This window comes from Luteolibacter sp. SL250, from assembly GCF_026625605.1.
GTDB lineage: Bacteria > Verrucomicrobiota > Verrucomicrobiia > Verrucomicrobiales > Akkermansiaceae > Luteolibacter.
Genome location: NZ_CP113054.1, coordinates 1,841,407 through 1,862,749, shown reverse-complemented (window position 1 = coordinate 1,862,749; position 21,343 = coordinate 1,841,407). Strand labels below are relative to the sequence as shown.

Sequence of the window (21,343 nt, the reverse complement as noted above, 5' to 3'; positions counted from 1 at the left end):
AAACTCCTCCAAAATCCCTCTCACATCCCTCACATGGAAACCTTGCTCCAACTCCCGGAAGATGAAGCCCCCAGCACCATTTCCGAAGTTCTCGCCGCCCTCCGCAAACAAGACCTCGAACCGCGCCACGAAAAGAAGTCGTGGGGTGACTGGATCCACCTGGAAGGCTACACCACCGTCATCAGCATCGAATCGAACCGCGGCCTGAGCCGTTCCGCCACCGTCGAACACGGCGAGGGCGAGGAGCAGGATGAGCCCATCCCGTCGATCTTCCGCGCCTTCGGCCACATCGGCTGGCACGGTATCGACGACGACGGCGAGTTCGAACTTTGAGTCTGGCCGGGATCGCATACTGGGACCGCGGAATTCATTCCGCCCCGGAGAATCCAGCCAGCGAAGCCAAGCGGAATGAATTTCGCGGTCCCACCTCCCTCTGGGAAAATCAGTTGGCTATCGGCTATCTCCTGACATCACCGCCCCCCTCTTCCCTTCAACGTTCGATGTTGGACGTTCGATGTTCGACGTTCCCCCTTAGAACGCCATCATGTCCCGCAGCGCCTGGGCAGTGGGAATGATCTCCCCCTTCCACTCCGTGTCCGGCTTCCGGGTGATGGTCACGTTCTTCGGCAGCTTGGAGATGTCATAGCGTCCGCCGGGGCCTTGGTAGATAACCACCTCGATGGGCTTCTGACCTTCCTTCAGGTGCTGATCATCCACAAAAACACAGTTCTGGAAGATGCAGTTCCGCGTCACCAGGACGAAGCTGGACGGAACCTTGCAGTCCACGAAGCGGCAGTTCTCAAACCTGAACCACGGATGGTTCAGGTAGTTGGCAGGCTCCCGGTCGCGGAATGAGATCGGTGGCAGATCGACCTTCTCGAACACGCAGGTCCGCGCACGGAATCCGACATCCACGACGTTCCACTCCAGGGCGAGGCGGTTCGTGACGAGGCAGTTCTCGAAATAGAACTTCGTCGCCTGGTCCTCGCCATACCACCAGCCGCCCTTGTTGAAGCCGCAGTCGTTGATCCAGCAGTTCAGGAAAAAGTTTTTGCAGGCATGGTCCGCCAGGAAGCTCAGCCCGTCGAAGCTGGCTTTCGTAGCCACAATGGTTCCCCAGTTGGTGAGGATGTTGGTCTTGCCGGACCACACCGTTCCCTTTGGCACAACGATGTTCGCCCGCTGCTGTTTGTTGCGCTCCCCGATCATGATGCCGTCGCTGATCCGCTGCTTCAGCGGAGGCACGGTCATCGACTCCAGCCACCTTCCCTTCAGGGCGAACGGCTTCTCCACCACCGGCGGGTTGACCACCGGGATGTCGATCTTCGGAATATCCTTCAGCTCCACCGGATCCGTGCCGCGGGAGTCTTCCTCGAACTCCACCCCCTCGTTCTGCATCCCCGCGGAAAGCTCCAGCAGCAGTTGTTCCCCTTCCTTCCGGATCGCCAGCGCCTCGTCCACCTGGCCCGCCTTCGTCAGCGTCGCCTGCTGCTCGCGCATGGTCTTCATCAGCGCTTCCACGACCCTCGCCCGCGCGGCGTTCGCATCCTTCATGATGACGTCGCGGGCCGCGATATATTTTCCCCGCAGATCCACGATGCCCGGGTCCGCGTGGGTAGTGGTCTGGCCGGACTTTGTGATGGATTCCGCCTCCTCACGGACACGGATGAGCGCCTCCAGGTCACCCGTCGCCCTCACCTTTTCCTCCAGCGCCTTCAGCGCGGCGACATATCTCTGGGAAAGCTCCGCCTGCTTGAACAGCGCGTCGGTCTCGGATTTCTCGATCTCCGTGGAGGCGGATTCCTTCAGCTTCTCCACGAATTCGCTGGCATGGGCAGGCAATACCACAAGAGCGCAGGAAAGCAGTGGAGGCAGAAACTTTCCGAGGTACATGAGGAAACCAACTATCCGCGTGACCAAATCATGTCAATGAAACGCGGGTCGGCAGACAGAGGCACCTTTCCTGCCATCAGAACGCCATCATATCCCGCAGCGCCTGCGCCGTGGGAATGGTCCCGCCTTTCCACTCCGTGTCCGGCTTCCGGGTGATGGTCACATTTTTCGGCAGTTTCGAGATGTCATACCTTCCGCCCGGCCCGACGTAGATGACCACATCGATCGGCTTCTGCCCCTCCTTCAGGCCCTCATCATCCACAAAAACGCAGTCCTGGAAAATGCAGTCCCTCGTCACCAGCACGAAACTCGACGGAACCTTGCACCCCACGAAGCGGCAGTTCTCGAACCTGAACCACGGGTGATTCAGATAGTTCGCCGGCTCCTTCTCCTTGAAGGAGACCGTCGGCAGTTCCACCTTCTCGAACACGCTGGTCCGCACGCGGAATCCGTTGTCCACCACGTTCCATGCGGAGGCCAGGGATTTGCCGACCACGCAGTTCTCCAGATAGTATTTCGACGCTTGGTCCCAACCCCACCAACCGCCACCGCGGTTGAGGGTGCACTCGTCGAAGGAGCAGTTCACGAAATAAGAATCACTCGCCAGATCGCCGAGAAATTTCAACCGCTCGAAGGAGGATTTCGTCGCCACGATGTAGGCCGCCGAGGAAAAGATCCTCGTGTCCCTGCCCGACCAGACCGTCCCTTTCGGCAGCACGATGGTCGGCCACTTCTTCTTGCCCCTGTCGCCAAGGACCACCTGCTCGCTGATCCTCTGTTTCAGTGGCGGGAGCGTCATCGACTCCAACCACGTTCCCTTGATCGAGAATGGTTTCTCGAACAGGGCGGGCGCGGTCGTGGGGACGTTGATTTCCTTCAGTTCCTTCAGCTCCGTCGGTCCTGTGGCGCGCGCATCCTCCTCGAACTCCACCCCCTGGTTCTGCGTCCCGGCGGAAAGCTCCAGCAACATCTGCTCGCCCTCCTTCCGCACCGCCAGCGCCTCATCCACCTGACCCGCTTTCGTCAGCGCCGCTTCCTTCTCGCGGATGGCCCTGGTCAACGATTCGACGACCTTCCCACGCGCCGTGTCGGCGTCCTTCATGATGACGGTTCGGGCCGCGATGTATTTCTCCCGCAGGTCCGTGATGCCCTTGTCCCCGTGGGAAGTCACCTCCCCGGACTTCGTGATCGAGTCCGCTTCCTCCCGCACGCGGATGATCGCATCCAGATCCCCGGTCGTCCGGACCCTCTCCTCCAGCGACTTCAACGCCGCGACATACTTTTGCGAAAGCTCCGCCTGCCTGAAGAGTGCGTCAGTCTCGGATTTCTCGATCTCCAGCGAAGCGGATTCCCTCAGTTTATCCACAAACTCGCCAGCATGAACCGGCAGCACCACCAGGGCACAGGATAGCAATGGGGGCACGAGCTTTCCGAAATACATTAGGAAAACCAACTATCCGCCTGGCCATGGCATGTCAATGAAACGCGCCATCAGCCGTTCCCACCGTGGAACGCGGCAGATATACCATGAACAAGCTCCACGGACCAGACCGCCACGCCCTACCATGTTTCCACATCCACCCGTTCCATCCGGACGTGGATTTCATCCATCGCAGGAAGGGATCTGGAAACTTTCTCCAACGCGGACCATGCGAATGCGGTGGCCAGGCGGGCGCGGGCCTCCAGCGACCGTCCGGTCACCAACCCTGCCAGATATCCGGCCAGCAACGAGTCTCCGGCCCCAACGGTACTGACGACCTCCACCTCCGGCGGCTTCGCATGGAGCGTGCCTTCCTTCGTGTGGAACAATGCCCCCTTTTCCCCCATGGACAGGACAATGTGCCCGATCCCCTCCCCCAACTGCCGCAGAACCGGCGCGGGATCCGCAACCAGCGCTTCCGGAGGGATGCCCATCACCTCCGCCAGTTCGTGCTCGTTCGGTTTGATGAGATCCACTCCCAGGTCGAGCGCCAGTGCCAAGGCCTCCCCGCTCGCATCCACAGCAACCCACGCCCCACCCGCTTTCGCTATCTCCAGCAGGTCGCGGAAATGCGCGGGTTCCACCCCGGATGGCAGGCTTCCACCGAACACACACCACTTCCCCGGCGTGGCCAGTTCACCCACCGTCCTGACCAACCTGCTCCACCCAACGCCATCAGGACTCAGTCCGGGAAAATTGATGTCCGTCGTGCCTGCGCTCCTGTCACCGATGATCTTGATCCCGGTTCGGGTCTCTCCGGGGATACGGATGAATGCATCGTCGATGCCCGTCTCACGAAACAGCTTCTCGAAAAGCGCGGGATTGTCCTCCCCCAGAAATCCGGTCGCCATGCAGGGAATCCCGTACGCGGCCAGCAGCGCCGCTACATTCACACCCTTTCCCCCTGCTTGACGGTGATGCCAGTCCACACGATTGACCTTCCCCGGCACAAATGTCTCCAGATGGACGGTGTGGTCGATCGCAGGATTGAGTGTGATGGTGATGATTTCTGCCATGGCTGCCGGGGTCCTTCCTGCCGCCATCTCCCCACATGCCTGCGGGTGAAGCGAACAGAAAAGTGCGCAACCCAATCCAAATCATCACTATCACTTATGGATTAGAACCTTGTCATAGCCCGTGTCTATGGGATGATCAGATCATGGATCTGCGCCAGCTCGAGTATTTCACCACCATCATCCGCGAAGGATCCCTCACTGCGGCGGCGAAGGCGTGCCAGGTCGCCCAGCCATCACTGAGCCAGCAGCTCAAAGCACTTGAGGATGAGCTTGGCGAGCCGCTGGTCCACCGCAGGCCGCGCGGCGTGGAGCCAACCAGCGCCGGGTTGGTCCTGTTGGAACATGCCACCCGTCTTCTCGATGAGGCCAGGAAGCTGCGCGAACGCTTCGAAAAGCGGCGCGAAACCCAGGAAGGCAGGGTCACCTTCGGCATCATCCCCACCATCGCCCCCTACCTGTTGCCAAAGCTGCTCAAGCCGTTCCGCGAGGTCTACCCCAAGATCGACCTCCAGATCCAGGAAGCACGCACCGGCGAGCTGATCCAGCAGATCGTCGACGGGACCATCGAGTTCGCCGTGCTGAGCGATGTCGCGCCGCAGGTCCTCAAGAAGTGGTCGCTCCATGTGAAGGAACTTTTCCGCGAGCCGCTGCTGCTCGCCCTGCCCGCGAACCACCCCCTGTCCCGCGCGAAGTCCGCCCCCCGCCCCGATCAACTGGCGGCGGAGGAACTCATCCACCTGAAAGACGGCCACTGCCTCACCGACCGCACCCTGAAAGTCTGCCGGCTCAAGCGGCTGGACGCCCGGCTGGAGTGCGACCAGCTCGGCACCGCCCTCGCCATGGTCGCCTCCGGCATGGGCTTCGCGGTCGTCCCGGAGTTCGCCGCACGGACGCGCAATGACCCATCGCTGGTTTTCCGCCGCTTCGCGAACCCCGATCCGGAGCGCACCATCAGCCTGCTCAAGCGCCGGGCGCAACCGCTTTCAATGGCCGCAAAGGAGCTCGCCAATCTTCTCCAGGGCATCCAGGCGGAGCTGCGGTGAGGGAGTGGCGAAGCGACCCGTGGATCACGCACCCAGCGTCGGATCATAGTCCTTCGGCGCGCGGACGATCTTCTCGATCGCGTGCTTGGTGACCAGGTTCCCGGCGCTGGACCGGCTCTTGATGCCGAACTCGAAGAACGGCAGCGGGCGGATCAGGTTGCGCATCCGCAGCACCGGCTTCAGGTGGACCAGCAGCATCTGCTGGGCGCTTTCCTCCTCCGTCTTGTGGACGGCGAAGTAGAGGATGCGCGTGCCGGGCGTGCCCTTCGTCAGGTCGTATTCCTTGTCGCGGGTGATGCCGCCCATGCGGAAACGCTTCGCCAGGATCGGCCCGTCGCGGCCGTCGCGGTAGATCATGGAGTAAACGAGATCCTCGTCCTTGCGCAGGATCGCCACGCGCAGCGGCTTCTGGCCGACGAAGACCTTCTCCGCCACCTTCAGCACCCGCATCTTGCCATCTCCCGTGAAGGTGATGAGGTCATCCAGCGTGGAGCATTTCTCCAGCGGCTCGCCGTCCTTTTTCAGGCCGTAGCCGGCGAAGCCGTTCTTCGCGTCCAGGTAGAGCGTCTCCGTCGCGGCGACGACCTGCGTGCGGTCCACGCGATCGAACGATGAAATCTCCGTCCGCCGTTCGCGGTCCTTGCCGTATTTCCGCATCAGCTCCTCATACCAGCGGATGGTGTAGCGCGTGAGGTTGCGGAGGTTCTTCTCCGTTTCCTCGATGGACTTCTCCAGTGCCTTGATCTCCTCGTCCGCCTTGAACGAGTCGAACTTCGAGATACGCTTGATCCGGATCTCCGTGAGCCGGACAATGTCGTCCTGGGTCACCTCGCGCTTGAGTAGCGGCTTGAACGGGGTGAGGCCCTTGTCGATGGCGGTGATGACTCCTTCCCAGGTCTCCTCTTCTTCGATGTCGCGGTAGATGCGGTTCTCGATGAAAATCTTCTCCAGGGAGCTGAAGTGCCATTTGTCGGCCAGCTCGCCCAGTTTGATCTCCAGCTCCTGCCTCAGCAGGTCCTTCGTCTGGAGGGTCACGCGGCGGAGGATCTCCGAGACGGGCATGAAGACCGGCTTTCCGTCCGCGATGACGCAGGCGTTCGGGGAAATGCTCAGCTCGCAGTCGGTGAAGGCATAGAGCGCATCGCGGGTGTTCTCCGCATCCGCTCCGGCAGGCAGGTGGACGAGGATGTCCGCGTGGGCCGCCGTGTTGTCCTCGATCTTGGCGATCTTGATCTTCCCTTTGTCCGCCGCCGCGACGACGGAATCCATCAGGTTCCCCGTCGTGGTGCCGAACGGGATCTCAGTGATGCGCAGCAGGCCCTTCTTGTCCGTGGCGATGCGGGCACGCACACGCACCTTTCCGCCGCGCAGGCCGTCATTGTACTGGCTGGCATCCATGATGCCCCCGGTCGGGAAGTCCGGCACCAGTGTGAACGGCTGCTCGCGCAGCACGGCGATGGACGCCTCGATGAGTTCGTTGAAATTGTGCGGCAGCACCTTGCAGGCGAGACCCACGGCGATGCCCTCCACGCCCTGCGCCAGCAGCAGCGGGAACTTGATCGGCAGGGTGACCGGCTCCTTGTTCCGGCCGTCATAGCTGGGAAGCCATTCCGTCGTCTTCGGGTTGAAGACGACGTCGAGCGCGAATTTCGTCAGCCGGGCCTCGATGTAACGAGGGGCGGCGGCACCGTCCCCGGTCAGCGTGTTGCCCCAGTTGCCCTGGGTGTCGATGAGCAGTTCCTTCTGGCCCAGGCCCACCATGGCGTCGCCGATGGACTGGTCGCCGTGCGGGTGGTATTTCATCGTGTTCCCCACGACGTTCGCCACCTTGTTGTAGCGGCCGTCGTCCAGCTCATCCATGGAGTGCAGGATGCGGCGCTGGACGGGCTTCAGGCCGTCGTTGAGGTGGGGCACCGCCCGCTCCAGGATGACGTAGCTGGCGTAGTCGAGGAAATAGTCGGAATACATCCCCTTCAGGGAGGAATGCTGGTCCGGATCGTGCGTCATGGCCGGGACGTTTAGGTGACCCGGGCCGCAGGCGCAAGCCCGGGGTGCGACTACCCCCCTTCCTGGCATTTCGGAAGAAGTGCCAAGTGATCAGTGATCGGTGATCAATGCGGGAATGATGATACCGGAGAGATCGGAACAGATTCCAGATTCCGCTCCAGATTCCCCATAACACATTAACGGCAAACAAATTTCACCTCATCAGAAAATGATCCGCCCGGAACCACATCCTCCATCGATCCCGTCTTCCACTGATCACCGATCACGGATCACCCGGCACTTCTCCCCACCTTTGCGGTGAAACCCTCCTCCTGCAAATGAGGTGACGGTATCGACAAAGTGCGCTCCCGTTCTTGCGGTGCCCGGGGGGCCGATCTAGAAGTTACCCCCATGAACAAACCCGATTTCTCCCGCCGCGACTGGCTGAAGACCGCAGCGCTCACCGGAGGCTTCGCCGCCTTCGCCGCGCCACGCTCATCCGCCCAGCCGCCCAAGGAGGCCGGAAAAAAGATCCGGGGTGTCATTTTCATGGTTTCCGACGGCATGAGTCCCGGCGTCCTCACGCTGGGGGAGGCATGGTCCCAGCTCACCCGGAAGTCCGGCACCCGCTGGTGGGCCCTGATGAACGACCGCAAGGCCGCCCGCGGCCTGATGGACACCGCCTCCGCCAACTCCCTGGTCACGGACTCCGCCGCAGCCTCCACCTCCTGGGGCGGAGGCGAGCGGGTGAACAACGGTGCGATCAATGTCCGCCCGGACGGCCGCCCGTTGGTACCGCTGGCCCATGCCCTCGGTAAAAAAGGCGTCCGCATCGGCCTGGTCAGCACCGCCACCATCACCCACGCCACCCCGGCGGGCTTCGCCGCCGTTTGCACGGAGCGCGGGAACGAGGAGGAGATCGCCACCCAATACCTGAAGACCGTGGACGTCCTGCTGGGCGGCGGTTCCGGCTACTTTTCCAAAGACGAACGCCCGGACAAGCGCGACCTCTCCGGTGAGTTCTCCGCAGCGGGCTACGACGTCGTGGGCAACCGTGACGCCATGCTGGCCGCGAAGTCACCCAAGCTGCTCGGCACCTTTTCCCGCGGACACATCCCCTACTCCATCGACCGCGATGCTTCCGATGAACTGAAACGCACCGTCCCCACCCTGACCGAGATGGCGACCGCCGCTCTCGGACGCTTCCTGGAGGGAGACAAGCCGTTCCTCCTGCAGATCGAGGGCGCGAGGATCGACCACGCCGCGCACCGCAATGACATCGGCGCACTTCTGCACGACCAGATCGCCTTCGACGACGCTCTGGCCCACGTCCTTGCCACCACAGCGGGACGGGACGACATCCTGGTCATCGCCACCAGCGACCATGGCAATGCGAACCCCGGCCTCAACGGCACCGGCGGAGGCTACGGAAAGACCAACGGACTTTTCGGAAGCATCACGAAGCAGAAAGCATCCTACGAAGCTCTGTTCACCGACTGGACGAAACTCTCCCGCCCGGACGACAAGGAAAGCCTCAAAGGACTGGTCTCCAGCCGTCTGGGCTTCGGCGCGGAGGACAACGAGATTTCCGCCCTGCTGGATATCTTCGCGAAAAAGCCGGTCATTGAGTGGAACGAACAGCTCGCCAAGCCGGAAGGACTTCTCGGTCAGATCCAGGGGAACCATACCGGCATCGGCTGGACGGGCACGTCCCACACCACCGACCCCACCCTCGTCTCCGCCTTCGGCCCGCAGTGCGACCGCTTCACCGGCATGGTCCGCAACAGCGATGTCTACGGCCATCTCATCGAGATGCTGGGCTGAGAAAAGGAAAGGCTTTTCTCCCATAGCGCCATCTTCCCCCCCCGTCGGCGCCGCCGACGGAAAGGAAGACCCTTCTCCGAAAGGGCCAAGGGGAGATGCCGCATGGTCTGTGCGGCGGATACAGTGAGCGATGCGTTGGAGCATCATCAACCAGAGCACCTCCGCCCCTTGGGATCCTCCCCGTCAACCGAACCTATCACGAGGTCCGCCACCCTTGACATGCCGCATCAGCACAAGCACGTCACCCAAACCCTTCCGGAGAAAACGCTTCCTTTCCGCTCATTGCGCGGCCATGAGCACCTCCCCCCTCACCGACTACCCGCATAGTAGTCCGTCACCGTCTTGGAAACGGCATCCGGGAAATCCGTGGCGAAGCTCGCGCATCCCAGGTCCATCAGCTGCTGATAGGTCTCCGCATCCTTCATCTCCCATGGCAGGGTCTGGAACAGGATACCCCGCGCGCGCAGCCTGCGGCCGGTTTCCTTGAGAAAGTCCACGGACGGGGTGAGCACGCCGTCCTTCCGGCGCACATGGATCTGGAGCTGGTCCACGCCCTTGAAATGCTCCGCCTCCAGCTTGTCCAGCCGTGCGGCCAGCGCCGCCTCATCCCCGCCCATCCAGTGGAGGGTGAATGACTTTGGCGCCACCGCCTTCCAGCCGCGGATGACGTCCGGCTTCGTGCTGGCCAGGATCAGCCGGCTGGTGACGCCCCCCTTGTCCGCCTCATCCGCGAGTTGCTTCAGGTCCACGTTCTTGATATCGACGTAGATCTTGCGCCGTGGATCCTCCTTCAGTTGGGATACGATGTCCGCGAAGGAGGACACGCGCTGGCCCTTGAACTTCTCCCCCTTCCACACGCCGATATCGAGCGCGGCAACTTCCTTCCACGTGAGATGCTCGATGCCCTTCTTCCGCACCTCCTCGGTCTCATGCGGCAGGATGCGATGGAAGTCCTTGTCATGGAACGCGACGATCACGCCGTCCTTCGTCGTGCGGATGTCCGCCTCCGGGATGGTGCCCAGGCTCCACGCCAACCCGAACGCCTCTTTCGAGTTCTCCGGCCCCAACTCCCCCGCACCACGATGGCTCTGGATCATGAAATCCTCCCGCTTGATGTGATCCCGCACGTTCCAGAGTTTTTCGGGATCCTTGAGTTCCGCACGCAGCCCCGCGGGCCGGTCCGTGGTGATGAAATCCACCCCGTAGCGGATCATCCGCCGCGCTGCGTCGGCGTCATTCACCGTCCATGAGGTGATGGTGTATTTCCTGTCCTTAAGCGCCTTCACCCACTCCGCACCCACCGGTGCCCGCCAGTCGAACTGGAAGCCCTGCGCACCCGTGCTTCCCAGCTCCTTCACGTAGGCCTCCGCCTTGCCCGGTTCATCCGCGCCCTTCAGGGAGGAAAGCCAGTGCGCGCGGAACTGCGGGAGCTGCCTGCGGCACTCCTTCACCACCTCCGCATCAAAGGCGATGAAGATCACCTGTTCCGGGTCCGCCTTCTTTTCCGCGAGGATCTTCCCGATGGGCGCGACGATCTCCGGGCCGTCCTTGATCTCCAGGTAGAACAGTTTTCCCGGCTTCAGCAGGTCCAGCACATCCGCCAGGCGAGGGATTTTCTCCCCCTTGTAGTCCGGGCTCTTCCATGACCCCACATCCAACGTGGAAAGCTCGCTCCAGGACATCTCCTCTATCTTCCCTTCCCGTCCCGCCACGCGCTTCAGGTCCTTGTCATGGAAGCAGACCACCTCGCCGTCCTTGCTCAGATAGAAGTCCCCCTCGATGCCGTCCGCATTCTCCTCCCACGCCAGTTTGAACGCGGCGATGGTGTTCTCCGGCGCCTTGTGCGACGCACCGCGGTGCGCGACAAAACGCGGATGCTGTGCGGACGCGAACAACGTGCAGGCGAAAAGGACGCCGGTGATGAGGATGGGTTTCATGGAATTGGATCGTGTAAAATACGTGGCGGATGATGGGCCTTTTACGCGCCGCCGCCCGCAGCGCTTTGCGGTGACGATCCCGCCATACTTTATGAGCCATCCCCCCAAGACCATCCCGGAATCCGGAAATCCACGACCGGTCAAGAAACTTACGATGAACATAACGTGCCTTGATTCCGTCCCGGATTTGCTGGCATTCATCGAGGTGTGAATCCCCATCCGCACTTCAACCCAAACTCCATTTCCCGCCGTGCGTATCTCGCCGGCTCCGCATCCTTCCTCATCGCCATGGGCACCAGCCGCATTTTCGGCGAGCAGGGCACCGGCACACGCCTGCCCGTTTTTTCCGGCTATCCCTTCACACTGGGCGTGGCATCAGGAGATCCGGACGCTGAGGGATTCGTGCTCTGGACGCGCCTGGCCCCCCAACCGCTCCAGGGTGGCGGCATGCCCGCGGAGCCGGTGAAGGTCCAGTGGCGTGTGTGTGAGGACGAGGCGATGACGAAGGTGGTGGCAAAGGGCGAGGCCGTGGCCATCCCCCACCTCGCCCACTCCGTCCACGTGGAGGTGGCCGGGTTGAAGCCGGACCGCTGGTATTGGTATGATTTCAAGGCGGGCGGCGACGTCAGCCCGCAGGGCCGCACCCGCACGTTGGAACGCGCGGACCGGCCGGCGGCGCAGACTTCCCCGCTCAAGATCGCCTATGCATCATGCCAGCACTTCGAGGCGGGCCACTACACCGCCTATGACCACATGCTGGCGGAGTCCCCGGACCTCGTCCTGCATCTGGGCGACTACATCTATGAAGGACCCGGCAAAAGCGGAAAGATCCGCGAGCACGTGGGACCGGAGATCAAGACCCTGGAGCAGTACCGCAACCGCCACGCCCAGTACAAGACGGACCTTTCTCTGCAGAAGATGCACGCCGCCGCGCCATGGGCCGTCACCTGGGATGACCATGAGTTCGACAACAACTACGCCGGTGACATCCCGGAGGAGAAAGGTCCGGCCTCCTATGAGGAATTCCTCAACCGCCGCGCCGCCGCCTACCAAGCCTACTACGAACACATGCCGCTCCGCCAGAGTTCCATGCCGGACGGCCCGGGCATGAAGCTCTACCGCAGCATCCGTCACGGAAAGCTGGTGGACTTCCACGTGCTGGACACCCGCCAGTACCGCACCGACCAGCCGAACGGCGACGGCTCGAAGGCCCCCACCGCGGAGATGCTCAACCCGAACGGCACCATGCTCGGCTCCATCCAGCGCGAATGGCTGCTCTCCGAACTCACCACCTCCCGCCCCACCTGGAATGTCATGGCCCAGCAGGTCATGATGGCCCGCGTGGACCGCCAACCCGGACCGGAGGAAAAATTCGGCATGGATCTGTGGTCCGGCTACGAGTTCGAACGCCGCGCCCTGCTCAAGGCGTTCCACGACCTGAAGATCACCAACCCCATCGTCCTCACCGGCGACATCCACACCCACTGGGCGAATGACCTGAACCTCCAACCGGAGGACAACAACGGAGCCGTCGTCGGCACGGAGTTCGTCTGCACCTCCATCAGTTCCAACGGCGACGGAGAGGACGCCACCAAAGCCTTCGAGTCCCTCAAGTCGGAAAACCCGTGGGTGAACTACTACAGCAGGCGGCGCGGCTACGTGAGCTGCACCATCGACGCCAACCAATGGCGCACCGACTTCCGGGAAGTCGACTACATCACCCGCCCCGGTGCCCCTGTCCACACCCCGGCATCCTTCGTCGTGGAGAACACCCGTCCGGGAATGCAGAAAGCCTGAGCCACACCATCCGGAAAAGCTCGAATCCCGCCCCGGACGATCCGGTGCGGGATTCTTCAACAAGCAGCAACCCGGGAAAGTTCTGAGCCACCGCTCATCGTCAACATCACTCCTTTCCCGCCGGATTTCAATGACCGAACTATGGTCGGAATCGGTGGAGTGATTTCGCTCGGTCCGCGTGGCCTGCAGGGCCTGCCCTGACGCATGGCATCCGTCGGATCGACCGGAAGGAATAATCACCGGAAGAATGCTTGCTTGCGCCAACTGGCCCGCATGCCGAAAATACGCGCGATGTTGGCTTGGCGCTGGTGGTTCCTCATGGTCTGGCTTTCCTGCCAGGCGGCCGGGGGGATCGTCTGGCAGCCGGTGATGGATTATCCCATTTCCTTTCCGAAGGACCACGGGGAGAAGCGCGCGGCCATCAACCCCTTCGAAAATTTCACCCATCTCGGCACCGACTTCGGCTTGATGGGTCCGGGCGAAGAAAGGATCGAGTCGAAAGGCGGTCCGGTCAAGGTGAAGGCCGGCGCGGAGTGGACCGGTGTCTGGCATTCTCTCGCCGGACTGGCGCTGGATGACCGGCAGATGGATCTCACCGATGTGACCGGCCTTCTGGGGCCGCCCGCCACCCGTTCCCCGGTCCGCGCGGTGACCCTGAACATCCGCGGCACGGGAGAAGTCCGGCTGGAACTGGCGGACCTGGAACGGAAGCCCGTCTGGGAGCGGAAGATCCCCCTCAACCCCGGCCTGCAACCGAGGCTGCGCTTTGAACTGCAGCCGGTGGAACTGGGTCGGGTGAAATTCATCAACCTCATCATCGAGCCCGGAGCGGAGGTGGAGGTGACCAGCCTGGGATTTGAGGTGGAGCGCCCTGACATCCCCCCGGAAGAGTGGATGTTCCGCGTCTCCCTCGGCAAGCTCCGCCGCTGCCATGACGCCGAAAGCGGGCTCACCCGCGACCGCGCCCACGCCCCTGCCGGTGTGTTCGACTCCGTGGCGTCCACCGGCATGCACGCGCTGGCCAGCGCCGCCGCCGCTGCGGAGGGTCTGCTGGACAGGGAAAAGGTTTCGGACGAAATCCGCCACACCACCGCCGTGCTGCTGGCACTGCCTCGGGCGGCGGGTTTCCTACCGCACTTCACCGTCCGCCGGGAGGACGGCTCCGCATGGATCCACCCCGGCACGGAGTACAGCACCGTCGATACCGCCATTGCCCTTATTTCCCTGCGGCTGGCCGCCGCCATTCTCAATCTGATCGATGTGTCCGACGCGCTCGATGCCGGCATCAACGGGTTGGATTTCGATGAGATCACGGACGCGGAGGGTTGGGTCAGCCACGGCCTGGCGGAGGATGGGAAATCTCCTCTGGTGGGGAAATGGCGCGACTGGGGCGGAGAAACCGCGCTGGTGCTCGCGCTGGAAGCCATGATCGAAAACCGTCATCCGCAGGGCCGTATGGAATCGACAGGCAACGTCTTCCGCGGGGTGGAGTTCATCATGGAAATCCAGAGCCTGTTCTTCCCCGACTTCGACCGCAAGGACCCCGACCTCATCGTCGGCTCCGTGTGGCCGAAGCAGCGGCAGGAACTACTCCAACGCCAGATTTCCTACATGAAGGAACAGTGGCCTGACGCTCCAGCCACGAACGCCGGGATCTTCGGTCTGTCCGCCGGGGAGGCGGGTATGCCCGGCACGGGCTACACCGCGAACGGCCCCGACCTGCCCGGCATCCGCTGGATCCACCCCCATGCCATGATCATGGGACTGGCCCTGTCCGGCGGAAATTCTTTCGGCCCCGGAGTGCAGCGGCTGGAGCGGGCCGGTCTGTTGTTCCCCCAAGGACTGCCGGAGAACATCGAGGTCACCCTTCTTCTCCACAATCCCATGCAAGGCTCACTCAACGCCGCTTTTGAAACCATCGCCAGCTACCACGGATGGCGGCGCGGGAAAGGCGCTGATGTCATCGACCAGGCGTGCATGTCGGACGCGCTCATGCGGAAGGGTGCGCAACGATTTTTCAAACCCGCCTCCGGCGGACAGTGAGGGCTCCGGATTGCATGCCTCCAACTGGACGCCTCCGGTTTCCGGATCCCTCCTCCAGACCAGACGCCCCACGTCGCTTTTCCATTGATGCTCTCACTGATTCCGTAAAGATCGTGGGATGATGAATCACCTTGATGCTCCAGTGGCGTTTCTCGGCCCCATCGGAGGGCCTGAGCTGATCATGATCCTGATGGTGCTCGCCGTCCTGGTCGGCATCCCGGTGATCGTGCTCGTGGTCCTCGCGCTGAACAGACCCGGAAACATGCCTCCGGCGGTGACGATGGCTCCGCCACTGCCGCCATCGACCGGTCCACTGGCAAAGCTGCAGGAACTGGAGACGCTCAAGGCGCAGGGACTCATCACGCAGGAAGAATACGCGGCGAAGCGGGAAAAGATCATCGGAGAGGTCTGAGAAAACGACTACCCCTTCCGCGCCATGCCGGGGTCATCACACCCCCACGGCGGCCTTATGTGGTTCCATCGCCAGCAGGCACACGTCGTCGTCGAACTGCATCGTCTCGGAAAACTCCAGCACCGTGGCGAGGATGGAGTCCAGCAGGGTGTCCAGCGGATCCGCCGCGTGTTTCCCCACGATCTCCATCAACCGCTTCTCGAAAAACGGCTCGCCGCTGCGGCTTTCCGCCTCCAGCACCCCGTCCGTGAACATCACCAACCGGTCCACGGAGTGCAGCGGCAGTTCGTTCGTCGGATAGGCCGCACCGCGGATGAGGCCCAGCGCGGGGCCTTTCTCCGCCCGGACATCCGCCAGTTGCCGGATGCCGTCCGGGCCGATGGCGATGGGAGCGGGATGCCCCGCACAGGAGTAGCGCAGTGTGCCCTCCTCCAGGTCCGCCACGGCATAGAAGGCAGTGGCGAACATGGTGGTCCCCGCCCGCTCCAGGATGGAGGAGAGGCCGTCATTCAACCCCCTCAGGAAAAGCCCCGGATCCGCCGCCTGGCCGCGCTGCTTCTCCAGCAGGCCGCGCAACATGGCCACCACCAGCGCCGCCCTCACGCCATGGCCCATCACGTCACAGATCAACATGCCCGCCTGCCCCGGTGAGATGGGGATGACCTCGAAGAAATCTCCCGCCAGCCCGGAGATGGGGATGTAGCGGGACCCCAGTGCCAGTGACGAGCCATCCTTTGCGGCGATCTTCGGGAATCCGCCGCCCGCCAGCGCCTGCTGGATCTCCCGCGCCAGTTGCAGTTCCTCCTCGTAGGCCTGGTTCCGTTGCTGGAGTTCCTTTGCCATCACCACCGCCTCCTGCCGCGTTTTCACCAGTTCCGTAACGTCGTTGGACACACCGAAGGTCCCTTTCAGCTTCCCGTTCCGGTCTTTCCACGGAAACTTCGAGGTCAGCACCCATGTTTCGTCGGTTCCCTCCTGCCACGTTTCATGTTCCAGCTTTTCCGTGACCGGTTCATCCGTCGCCATGATCCGGTTCTCATCCTCCTGCGCCTCACCGGAATGCTGGTCCAGGAAGAAATCCCGGTCGTGTTTCCCCAGCAACTGGTCCGGGTGCTCCAGCCCCATCCACTCCGCCATCCCCTGGTTCGCCAGCACGAAGCGGGACTCCCTGTCCTTGAAATAAACCTGCACCGGGATGTGGTCGATGAGCTGCCGCAGCAGGAAACGCTCCTCCTCCACCTGCGCCTCCGCCCGCTTCCGCAGGCTGATGTCGATCATCGACCCGGCGATCCTCGCCACCCGTCCGTGTGAGTCCCTTACGATCGTGCCCCGGATCCTCAGCCAGCGCGGCTCCGCCATCACCGTCCTCACCTTCGCATCAATCGCCAGTGTGTCCGGCCCGTGGGGTTCCAGCGCCCGGGCCACCACCCGGCCGAACATCTCCAGATCATCCTCGTGGATCGCGCCGTGGGGCGGCAGGAACACATTCGGCGCATCCGTCTCATCCCCCGCCTCCAGCAGCTCCAGAACTCTCGGGGAGTAGTAAATGGACCCATCATCCAGCGACCAGTCCCACAAGCCCTCGCTGGAAGCCCGCAGTGAAAGTTCAAGTCGTTCCAGTAGGAGGCTGTCTTTGTTCTGCCCGGGTTCGCCGCTTGGATCCATCCGTCCACCATGCGCCATCCGGACCACCTGTTCAACCCGGGAAGTCGGGGGAAGGTCACTTTGGCGGTTCACCCACCTTGACGGAAAAACTCTTTTCATTGCGTTCACATGAACACTATGAAAGATTTCCCACATGATTCCCAAAGGACGGGGTGCGGACGCGGATCCGGCCAACCGCTTTTCCGCGATGCGCGTGGAAGTGGACGACGACGCATGGGTGGATGACGACCCGCGGCCGCTGAAGACCGTCTTCCTGCGGGATGACTCCCAGTCCGTGCTGGCGGTGAATGATGCGGACGATCTGTCCTTCGACTACGGGCTGAATCCCTACCGGGGCTGTGAGCACGGCTGCGCGTATTGCTACGCCCGCACCTACCACGAATACCTCGGTTTCTCCGCCGGACTGGAGTTCGAGTCGAAGATCGTGGTGAAGGAAAACGCGCCGGAACTGCTGGAGGCCGCACTGGCAAAGCCGTCCTACAAGGTGGGGAAAATCGCAATGTCCGGCGTGACGGACTGCTACCAGCCGGTGGAGCGGAGGCTGGAGATCACCCGCCGCTGCCTGGAGGTGCTGGCCCGTTTCCGGAACCCGGTGACCATCATCACGAAGAACGCGCTGGTGGCGCGGGACATCGACCACCTGGCGGAGCTGGCCCGCCACAACGCGGTGGCCGTCTATCTGTCCGTCACCACCCTGGACCCTAAGCTGGCCCGCGTGCTGGAGCCGCGCGCCTCCTCACCCCGCGCACGGCTGGAAACCATCCGCCAACTTTCCGAAGCGGGCATCCATGCCGGCGTCAGCGCCGCGCCCATGATCCCCGGCCTGAACGACAGCGAGCTGCCCGCCATCCTGAAGGCCGTGGCGGACCATGGCGGGAAATTCGCCGCCTACTCCGTCGTGCGCCTGCCCGGCGCGGTGAAGGACGTCTTCTCCGGCTGGCTGGACCGCCACCAACCGCTGGCAAAGGAAAAGGTGCTGGGCCGCATCCGCGCGTTCCACGGCGGCAGCGTGAACGCCACCACCCCCGGCATCCGCAACCGTGGCACCGGAGAACAGTCGAAGCAACTCAACGCAGTCTTCCACACCCTCTGCCGCCGCCACGGACTGGATCCCCATTTCCCGCAACTCAGCACCGCATCCTTCCGCCGCGTCATGCCCGGACAGGGGGAGCTGTTCTGAGCCGGCAGGTATGGAAAACCATCATTTCCTTCCGTTTCAGCCGATTTCGAGTGCCTCCCCGCCCCCACCACCGCTAGAAGCTGGAACCATGCCCACACGCCGCGCTTTCATCCTCACCGGAGCCGCCGGGCTCGTCCCGTTTTTCATGCCATCCGCATTCGCCGCCGCCGGCGGGACAGCCCCCTACCGCAAGGCCGTGAAGCTGGGCATGAGCAAGGGCGACAACCTCGCCACCCGCATCGCCAACATCAAGGCCGCGGGCTTCGACGGCTTCGAGGCCGACAGCCCCACCGACCTGAATCTGGATGAGATCAAGGCACTGGCCAAGGAACACGGCCTGGCCATCCACGGCGTGGTGGACAGCATCCACTGGAATGTCCGCCTTTCCGATCCCGATGCCACCGTCCGGGAAAAGGGGCTGGAGGGCCTGAAAACCGCCCTCCGCGACAGCAAGCACCTGGGCGGTGACACCGTCCTGCTGGTGCCCGGCGCGGTGAAGGATCCGGAGAAGGAAAATTTCGACCAAGTGTGGGAGCGGTCCATCGCGGAGGTGAAGAAGGCACTGCCGTTGGCGGAGGAACTGGGCGTGAAGATCGCCATTGAGACGGTTTGGAACAACTTCATCACCACGCCGAAGCAGCTCGTGGACTACGTGGATGCCTTCGCCAGCCCGTGGCTCGGTGCCTACCTCGACCACTCGAACATGCTCAAATACGGAGCCTCCCCCGCCGAATGGGTGCGCGCCCTCGGAGCGAAGCGCCTCATCAAGCTGGATATCAAGGGCTACAGCCTGAAGCTGGCCAAGGAGTCCGGAAAGGACGGCGACGGCTTCAAGGCCCCCATCGACGGCGGGGATGAGAACTGGCCGGAACTGAACAAGGCACTCGCGGAGATCGATTTCCGCGCCACGGACGGGAAGCCCGGCGGCTGGGCCACCGCGGAGGTCGGCGGCGGGGATCTCGCGCGGCTCAAGGAGATCGCCCGTCAGATGGACGCCGTCTTTGCCCTGTGACGCGATGACTTTCCACCCGCGCCGGGCGGGAAAAGGCAAACCCACCGGCGGGCGGTATCGGGGGGAGGACCGGCCACGGGTGGGTTCGTTGCTGCTGCTTCGGGGGGAAGTCGGATGCTGTATTTGGGGGGTGTCTTTCCGGAAGCGGGGGGACTTTCGTTCGGACGGCGGGAAGATGGCACATTTCCGGACACAACCCCATTACGCGATCGCGTAGTACGGGCGGGATTTTCCCATCCAGAACTGGGACCGCGGAATTCATTCCGCCCCGGAGCAATGAGCCAGCGAAGCCAAGCGGAATGAATTCCGCGGTCTCAGCGTCACCCCTCCAGCTCACGTACCAATGCCGCCATCAGCTCCGCCGCTGGCAATCCCCGTGCATGGGCCGCACCCGTGCCCGCCCACTGCACCGCGAAGCTATCGCTGCCGGAGACGAGCGCCGTAGCGTGGAGCTGCTTCGCCGCATCATACGCCACCGGATAGGCGGGGACGGGCGGGCTGGCCGGGATGTCCGCATGCCGCGTCAATCCATTGGGAAAACCCCTCGCCGGGCGACCGGAGATGACGGAGGTGAGGAGAGTTTCCCCGGTCCCCGCCCCCAGCAACCGCCGACGGTAGGCGGCGCTGGCGGACGACTCCGGACAGGCGATGAATGCCGTGCCGAGCTGCGCGGCGGCGGCTCCCTCATCCAGCGCGGCGCGGATGCCACGGCCATCCATGATCCCTCCCGCCGCGATGACCGGCAGCCCGCTGTTTTCCATCAGGAGCCGCACCAACGACGCCGTATCCAGCCGCTCATCATCAGCATCCGGATCGAACATCCCCCTGTGCCCGCCCGCTTCGATCCCTTGTGCTACGATTGCATCCACCCCAGCGGCTCCGATCATCTCCGCCTCATGGAGGTTCGTCGCGGTGGCGATGGTGACGATGTCCGCCTCACGCATCGCACCGATCCAGTCCGCATCCGGCAGGCCGAAATGAAAGCTCACCACCGCCGGGCGGGCGGCCAGCAGCAGACCAAGCATGTCTTCATCCGCAAGAAAGCTCCGGTAGATCTCCTCCAGCGCGGTGGGAGGCTCCGCATCCACCTGCCGGAACAACGGCGCGAGGTGGGCAAGCCACCCGCTTTCCCGGCCCACATCGCGCACGGCCGGAGCATGGCAGAAGACATTCACATTGAACGGCAGCGCCGTCAGCGCACGCGTCTCCGCGATCATCCGCTCCGCCTGATCCACCGTGGCCGCCCCGATGGAGATGGAGCCCAACCCGCCCGCCTGCGAAACGGCCGCCGCCAGCCGTGGCGTGGAAACCCCGGCCATCGGCGCCTGGATGATGGGATGGCGGATGCCCAGCCTGCGGAGAAAGTCGTCCCGTCCCATGCCACGGATGATGGCCCCGCCCCACCGCATGAGAAAGGGGAAAGATGGAGCGCTCCCAGCGCCTTCATTCGCGCCTCACAAAGGTAGCCGCCCTCTTCATCACATCGGCATAGTTCTCATCGGAAAAGAAAAACGGATAGACCTCCTCATAGCGTGCGGTGTCCGGCGGCCATTCAGCCCATCCCTTGTCATAGGAGAACCCGGACCACAGCCAGCCGTCATCCTCCCGGGTGATCTCCACCAGGATGGCCCCGCAGCCCAGGTCCAGGCAGATGCCGCAGCCGAAGAGGATGGACTTCCCCTCGTGGTCAGCGGGAGCCTCCAGCAGGAATACCTTCACGGAATCAACGTTGTGTTCCGGATAGTCACAGTCAAACCGCCCGACCAGTCCCAGCTCGTCCCCTCCCAGCAACCGGTGGAGGGATCTGCCATTCACCAGGAAATCCAACGTGAACCGTTCCGGGCTGCCCGACTTGTCGGGCCAACCGCTGCCGGGCTGGTGGAGGACCGCGATGTCGAGGATATCGAAACGTCCGGGCATTTTCTTGATAGCCGATGGTGGAACTGGGAGCGCGGACTTCAGTCCGCTTGGCTTCGCTGGCTGGATTCCCCAAAGCGGACTGAAGTCCGCGCTCCATGAAGAAAAAACAGCGGAGGTCCGGAGACCGCCGCTGCT

Annotated in this window: 17 protein-coding genes; 9 read left to right on the top strand and 8 right to left on the bottom strand. The window is 63.0% G+C overall.

Going from position 1 to position 21,343, the window contains the following annotated elements; all coding sequences use genetic code 11:
* Positions 1-33 precede the first annotated feature (33 nt).
* The gene (locus OVA24_RS08245) at positions 34-333 is read left to right on the top strand and encodes a hypothetical protein (protein ID WP_267674727.1); all 300 of its coding nucleotides are present in this window, start codon (positions 34-36) and stop codon (positions 331-333) included.
* Positions 334-531: 198 nt separating this feature from the next.
* On the opposite strand, the gene OVA24_RS08240 is transcribed toward OVA24_RS08245, so the two are convergent.
* The 3 genes from OVA24_RS08240 to OVA24_RS08230 form a co-directional block, all read right to left on the bottom strand.
* A complete protein-coding gene (locus OVA24_RS08240) occupies positions 532-1,893 on the bottom strand; it encodes a hypothetical protein (protein WP_267674726.1) in 1,362 nt (453 codons plus the stop codon).
* 76 nt (positions 1,894-1,969) lie between these two features.
* On the bottom strand, positions 1,970-3,316 hold the full coding sequence (locus tag OVA24_RS08235; protein WP_267674725.1) for a hypothetical protein: 1,347 nt from the start codon (positions 3,314-3,316) through the stop codon (positions 1,970-1,972).
* A gap of 137 nt (positions 3,317-3,453) precedes the next feature.
* Positions 3,454-4,389, bottom strand: a complete 936-nt coding sequence (locus tag OVA24_RS08230; RefSeq protein WP_267674724.1) for a 1-phosphofructokinase family hexose kinase — start codon at positions 4,387-4,389, stop codon at positions 3,454-3,456.
* A 143-nt stretch (positions 4,390-4,532) separates the two neighbouring features.
* Here OVA24_RS08230 and OVA24_RS08225 point away from each other — a divergent pair, with 143 nt between their 5' ends.
* A complete protein-coding gene (locus OVA24_RS08225) occupies positions 4,533-5,432 on the top strand; it encodes a LysR family transcriptional regulator (RefSeq protein WP_267674723.1) in 900 nt (299 codons plus the stop codon).
* Between the two features lie 24 nt (positions 5,433-5,456).
* On the opposite strand, the gene OVA24_RS08220 is transcribed toward OVA24_RS08225, so the two are convergent.
* The gene (locus OVA24_RS08220; protein ID WP_267674722.1) at positions 5,457-7,439 is read right to left on the bottom strand and encodes a DNA gyrase/topoisomerase IV subunit A; all 1,983 of its coding nucleotides are present in this window, start codon (positions 7,437-7,439) and stop codon (positions 5,457-5,459) included.
* A gap of 390 nt (positions 7,440-7,829) precedes the next feature.
* Here OVA24_RS08220 and OVA24_RS08215 point away from each other — a divergent pair, with 390 nt between their 5' ends.
* A complete protein-coding gene (locus OVA24_RS08215) occupies positions 7,830-9,242 on the top strand; it encodes an alkaline phosphatase (RefSeq protein WP_267674721.1) in 1,413 nt (470 codons plus the stop codon).
* A 308-nt stretch (positions 9,243-9,550) separates the two neighbouring features.
* Here the strand turns inward: OVA24_RS08215 and OVA24_RS08210 are convergent, their stop codons facing one another.
* Complete coding sequence (locus OVA24_RS08210) at positions 9,551-11,179, bottom strand: glycerophosphodiester phosphodiesterase family protein (RefSeq protein ID WP_267674720.1); 1,629 nt, start codon at positions 11,177-11,179, stop codon at positions 9,551-9,553.
* On the opposite strand from OVA24_RS08210, the gene OVA24_RS08205 reads away from it, so the two are divergent.
* The 4 genes from OVA24_RS08205 (at position 11,178) to OVA24_RS08190 (ending at position 15,431) form a co-directional block, all read left to right on the top strand.
* The gene (locus OVA24_RS08205; protein ID WP_267674719.1) at positions 11,178-11,390 is read left to right on the top strand and encodes a hypothetical protein; all 213 of its coding nucleotides are present in this window, start codon (positions 11,178-11,180) and stop codon (positions 11,388-11,390) included. The genes OVA24_RS08210 and OVA24_RS08205 overlap by 2 nt on opposite strands.
* On the top strand, positions 11,387-12,976 hold the full coding sequence (locus OVA24_RS08200; RefSeq protein ID WP_267674718.1) for an alkaline phosphatase D family protein: 1,590 nt from the start codon (positions 11,387-11,389) through the stop codon (positions 12,974-12,976). Before OVA24_RS08205 ends, OVA24_RS08200 begins: the two co-directional genes overlap by 4 nt.
* Positions 12,977-13,249: 273 nt before the next feature.
* On the top strand, positions 13,250-15,019 hold the full coding sequence (locus OVA24_RS08195) for a hypothetical protein (RefSeq protein ID WP_267674717.1): 1,770 nt from the start codon (positions 13,250-13,252) through the stop codon (positions 15,017-15,019).
* 118 nt (positions 15,020-15,137) lie between these two features.
* Complete coding sequence (locus OVA24_RS08190) at positions 15,138-15,431, top strand: SHOCT domain-containing protein (RefSeq protein WP_267674716.1); 294 nt, start codon at positions 15,138-15,140, stop codon at positions 15,429-15,431.
* Positions 15,432-15,467: 36 nt separating this feature from the next.
* On the opposite strand, the gene OVA24_RS08185 is transcribed toward OVA24_RS08190, so the two are convergent.
* A complete protein-coding gene (locus OVA24_RS08185) occupies positions 15,468-17,096 on the bottom strand; it encodes a SpoIIE family protein phosphatase (RefSeq protein ID WP_267674715.1) in 1,629 nt (542 codons plus the stop codon).
* A 133-nt stretch (positions 17,097-17,229) separates the two neighbouring features.
* On the opposite strand from OVA24_RS08185, the gene OVA24_RS08180 reads away from it, so the two are divergent.
* Both OVA24_RS08180 and OVA24_RS08175 read left to right on the top strand, forming a co-directional pair.
* Positions 17,230-18,276: a PA0069 family radical SAM protein gene (locus OVA24_RS08180; RefSeq protein WP_267674714.1), complete on the top strand. Its 1,047-nt coding sequence runs from the start codon at positions 17,230-17,232 to the stop codon at positions 18,274-18,276.
* 88 nt (positions 18,277-18,364) lie between these two features.
* Positions 18,365-19,288 carry a sugar phosphate isomerase/epimerase family protein gene (locus OVA24_RS08175; RefSeq protein ID WP_267674713.1) on the top strand — a complete coding sequence of 308 codons (924 nt, stop codon included), beginning with the start codon at positions 18,365-18,367 and terminating at the stop codon, positions 19,286-19,288.
* A 320-nt stretch (positions 19,289-19,608) separates the two neighbouring features.
* Here OVA24_RS08175 and OVA24_RS08170 read toward each other — a convergent pair whose 3' ends face one another.
* Both OVA24_RS08170 and OVA24_RS08165 read right to left on the bottom strand, forming a co-directional pair.
* Complete coding sequence (locus OVA24_RS08170) at positions 19,609-20,697, bottom strand: NAD(P)H-dependent flavin oxidoreductase (protein ID WP_267674712.1); 1,089 nt, start codon at positions 20,695-20,697, stop codon at positions 19,609-19,611.
* A 34-nt stretch (positions 20,698-20,731) separates the two neighbouring features.
* Entirely contained in the window at positions 20,732-21,208 is a 477-nt protein-coding gene (locus tag OVA24_RS08165) for a hypothetical protein (protein WP_267674711.1), read from the bottom strand.
* Positions 21,209-21,343: the final 135 nt, after the last annotated feature.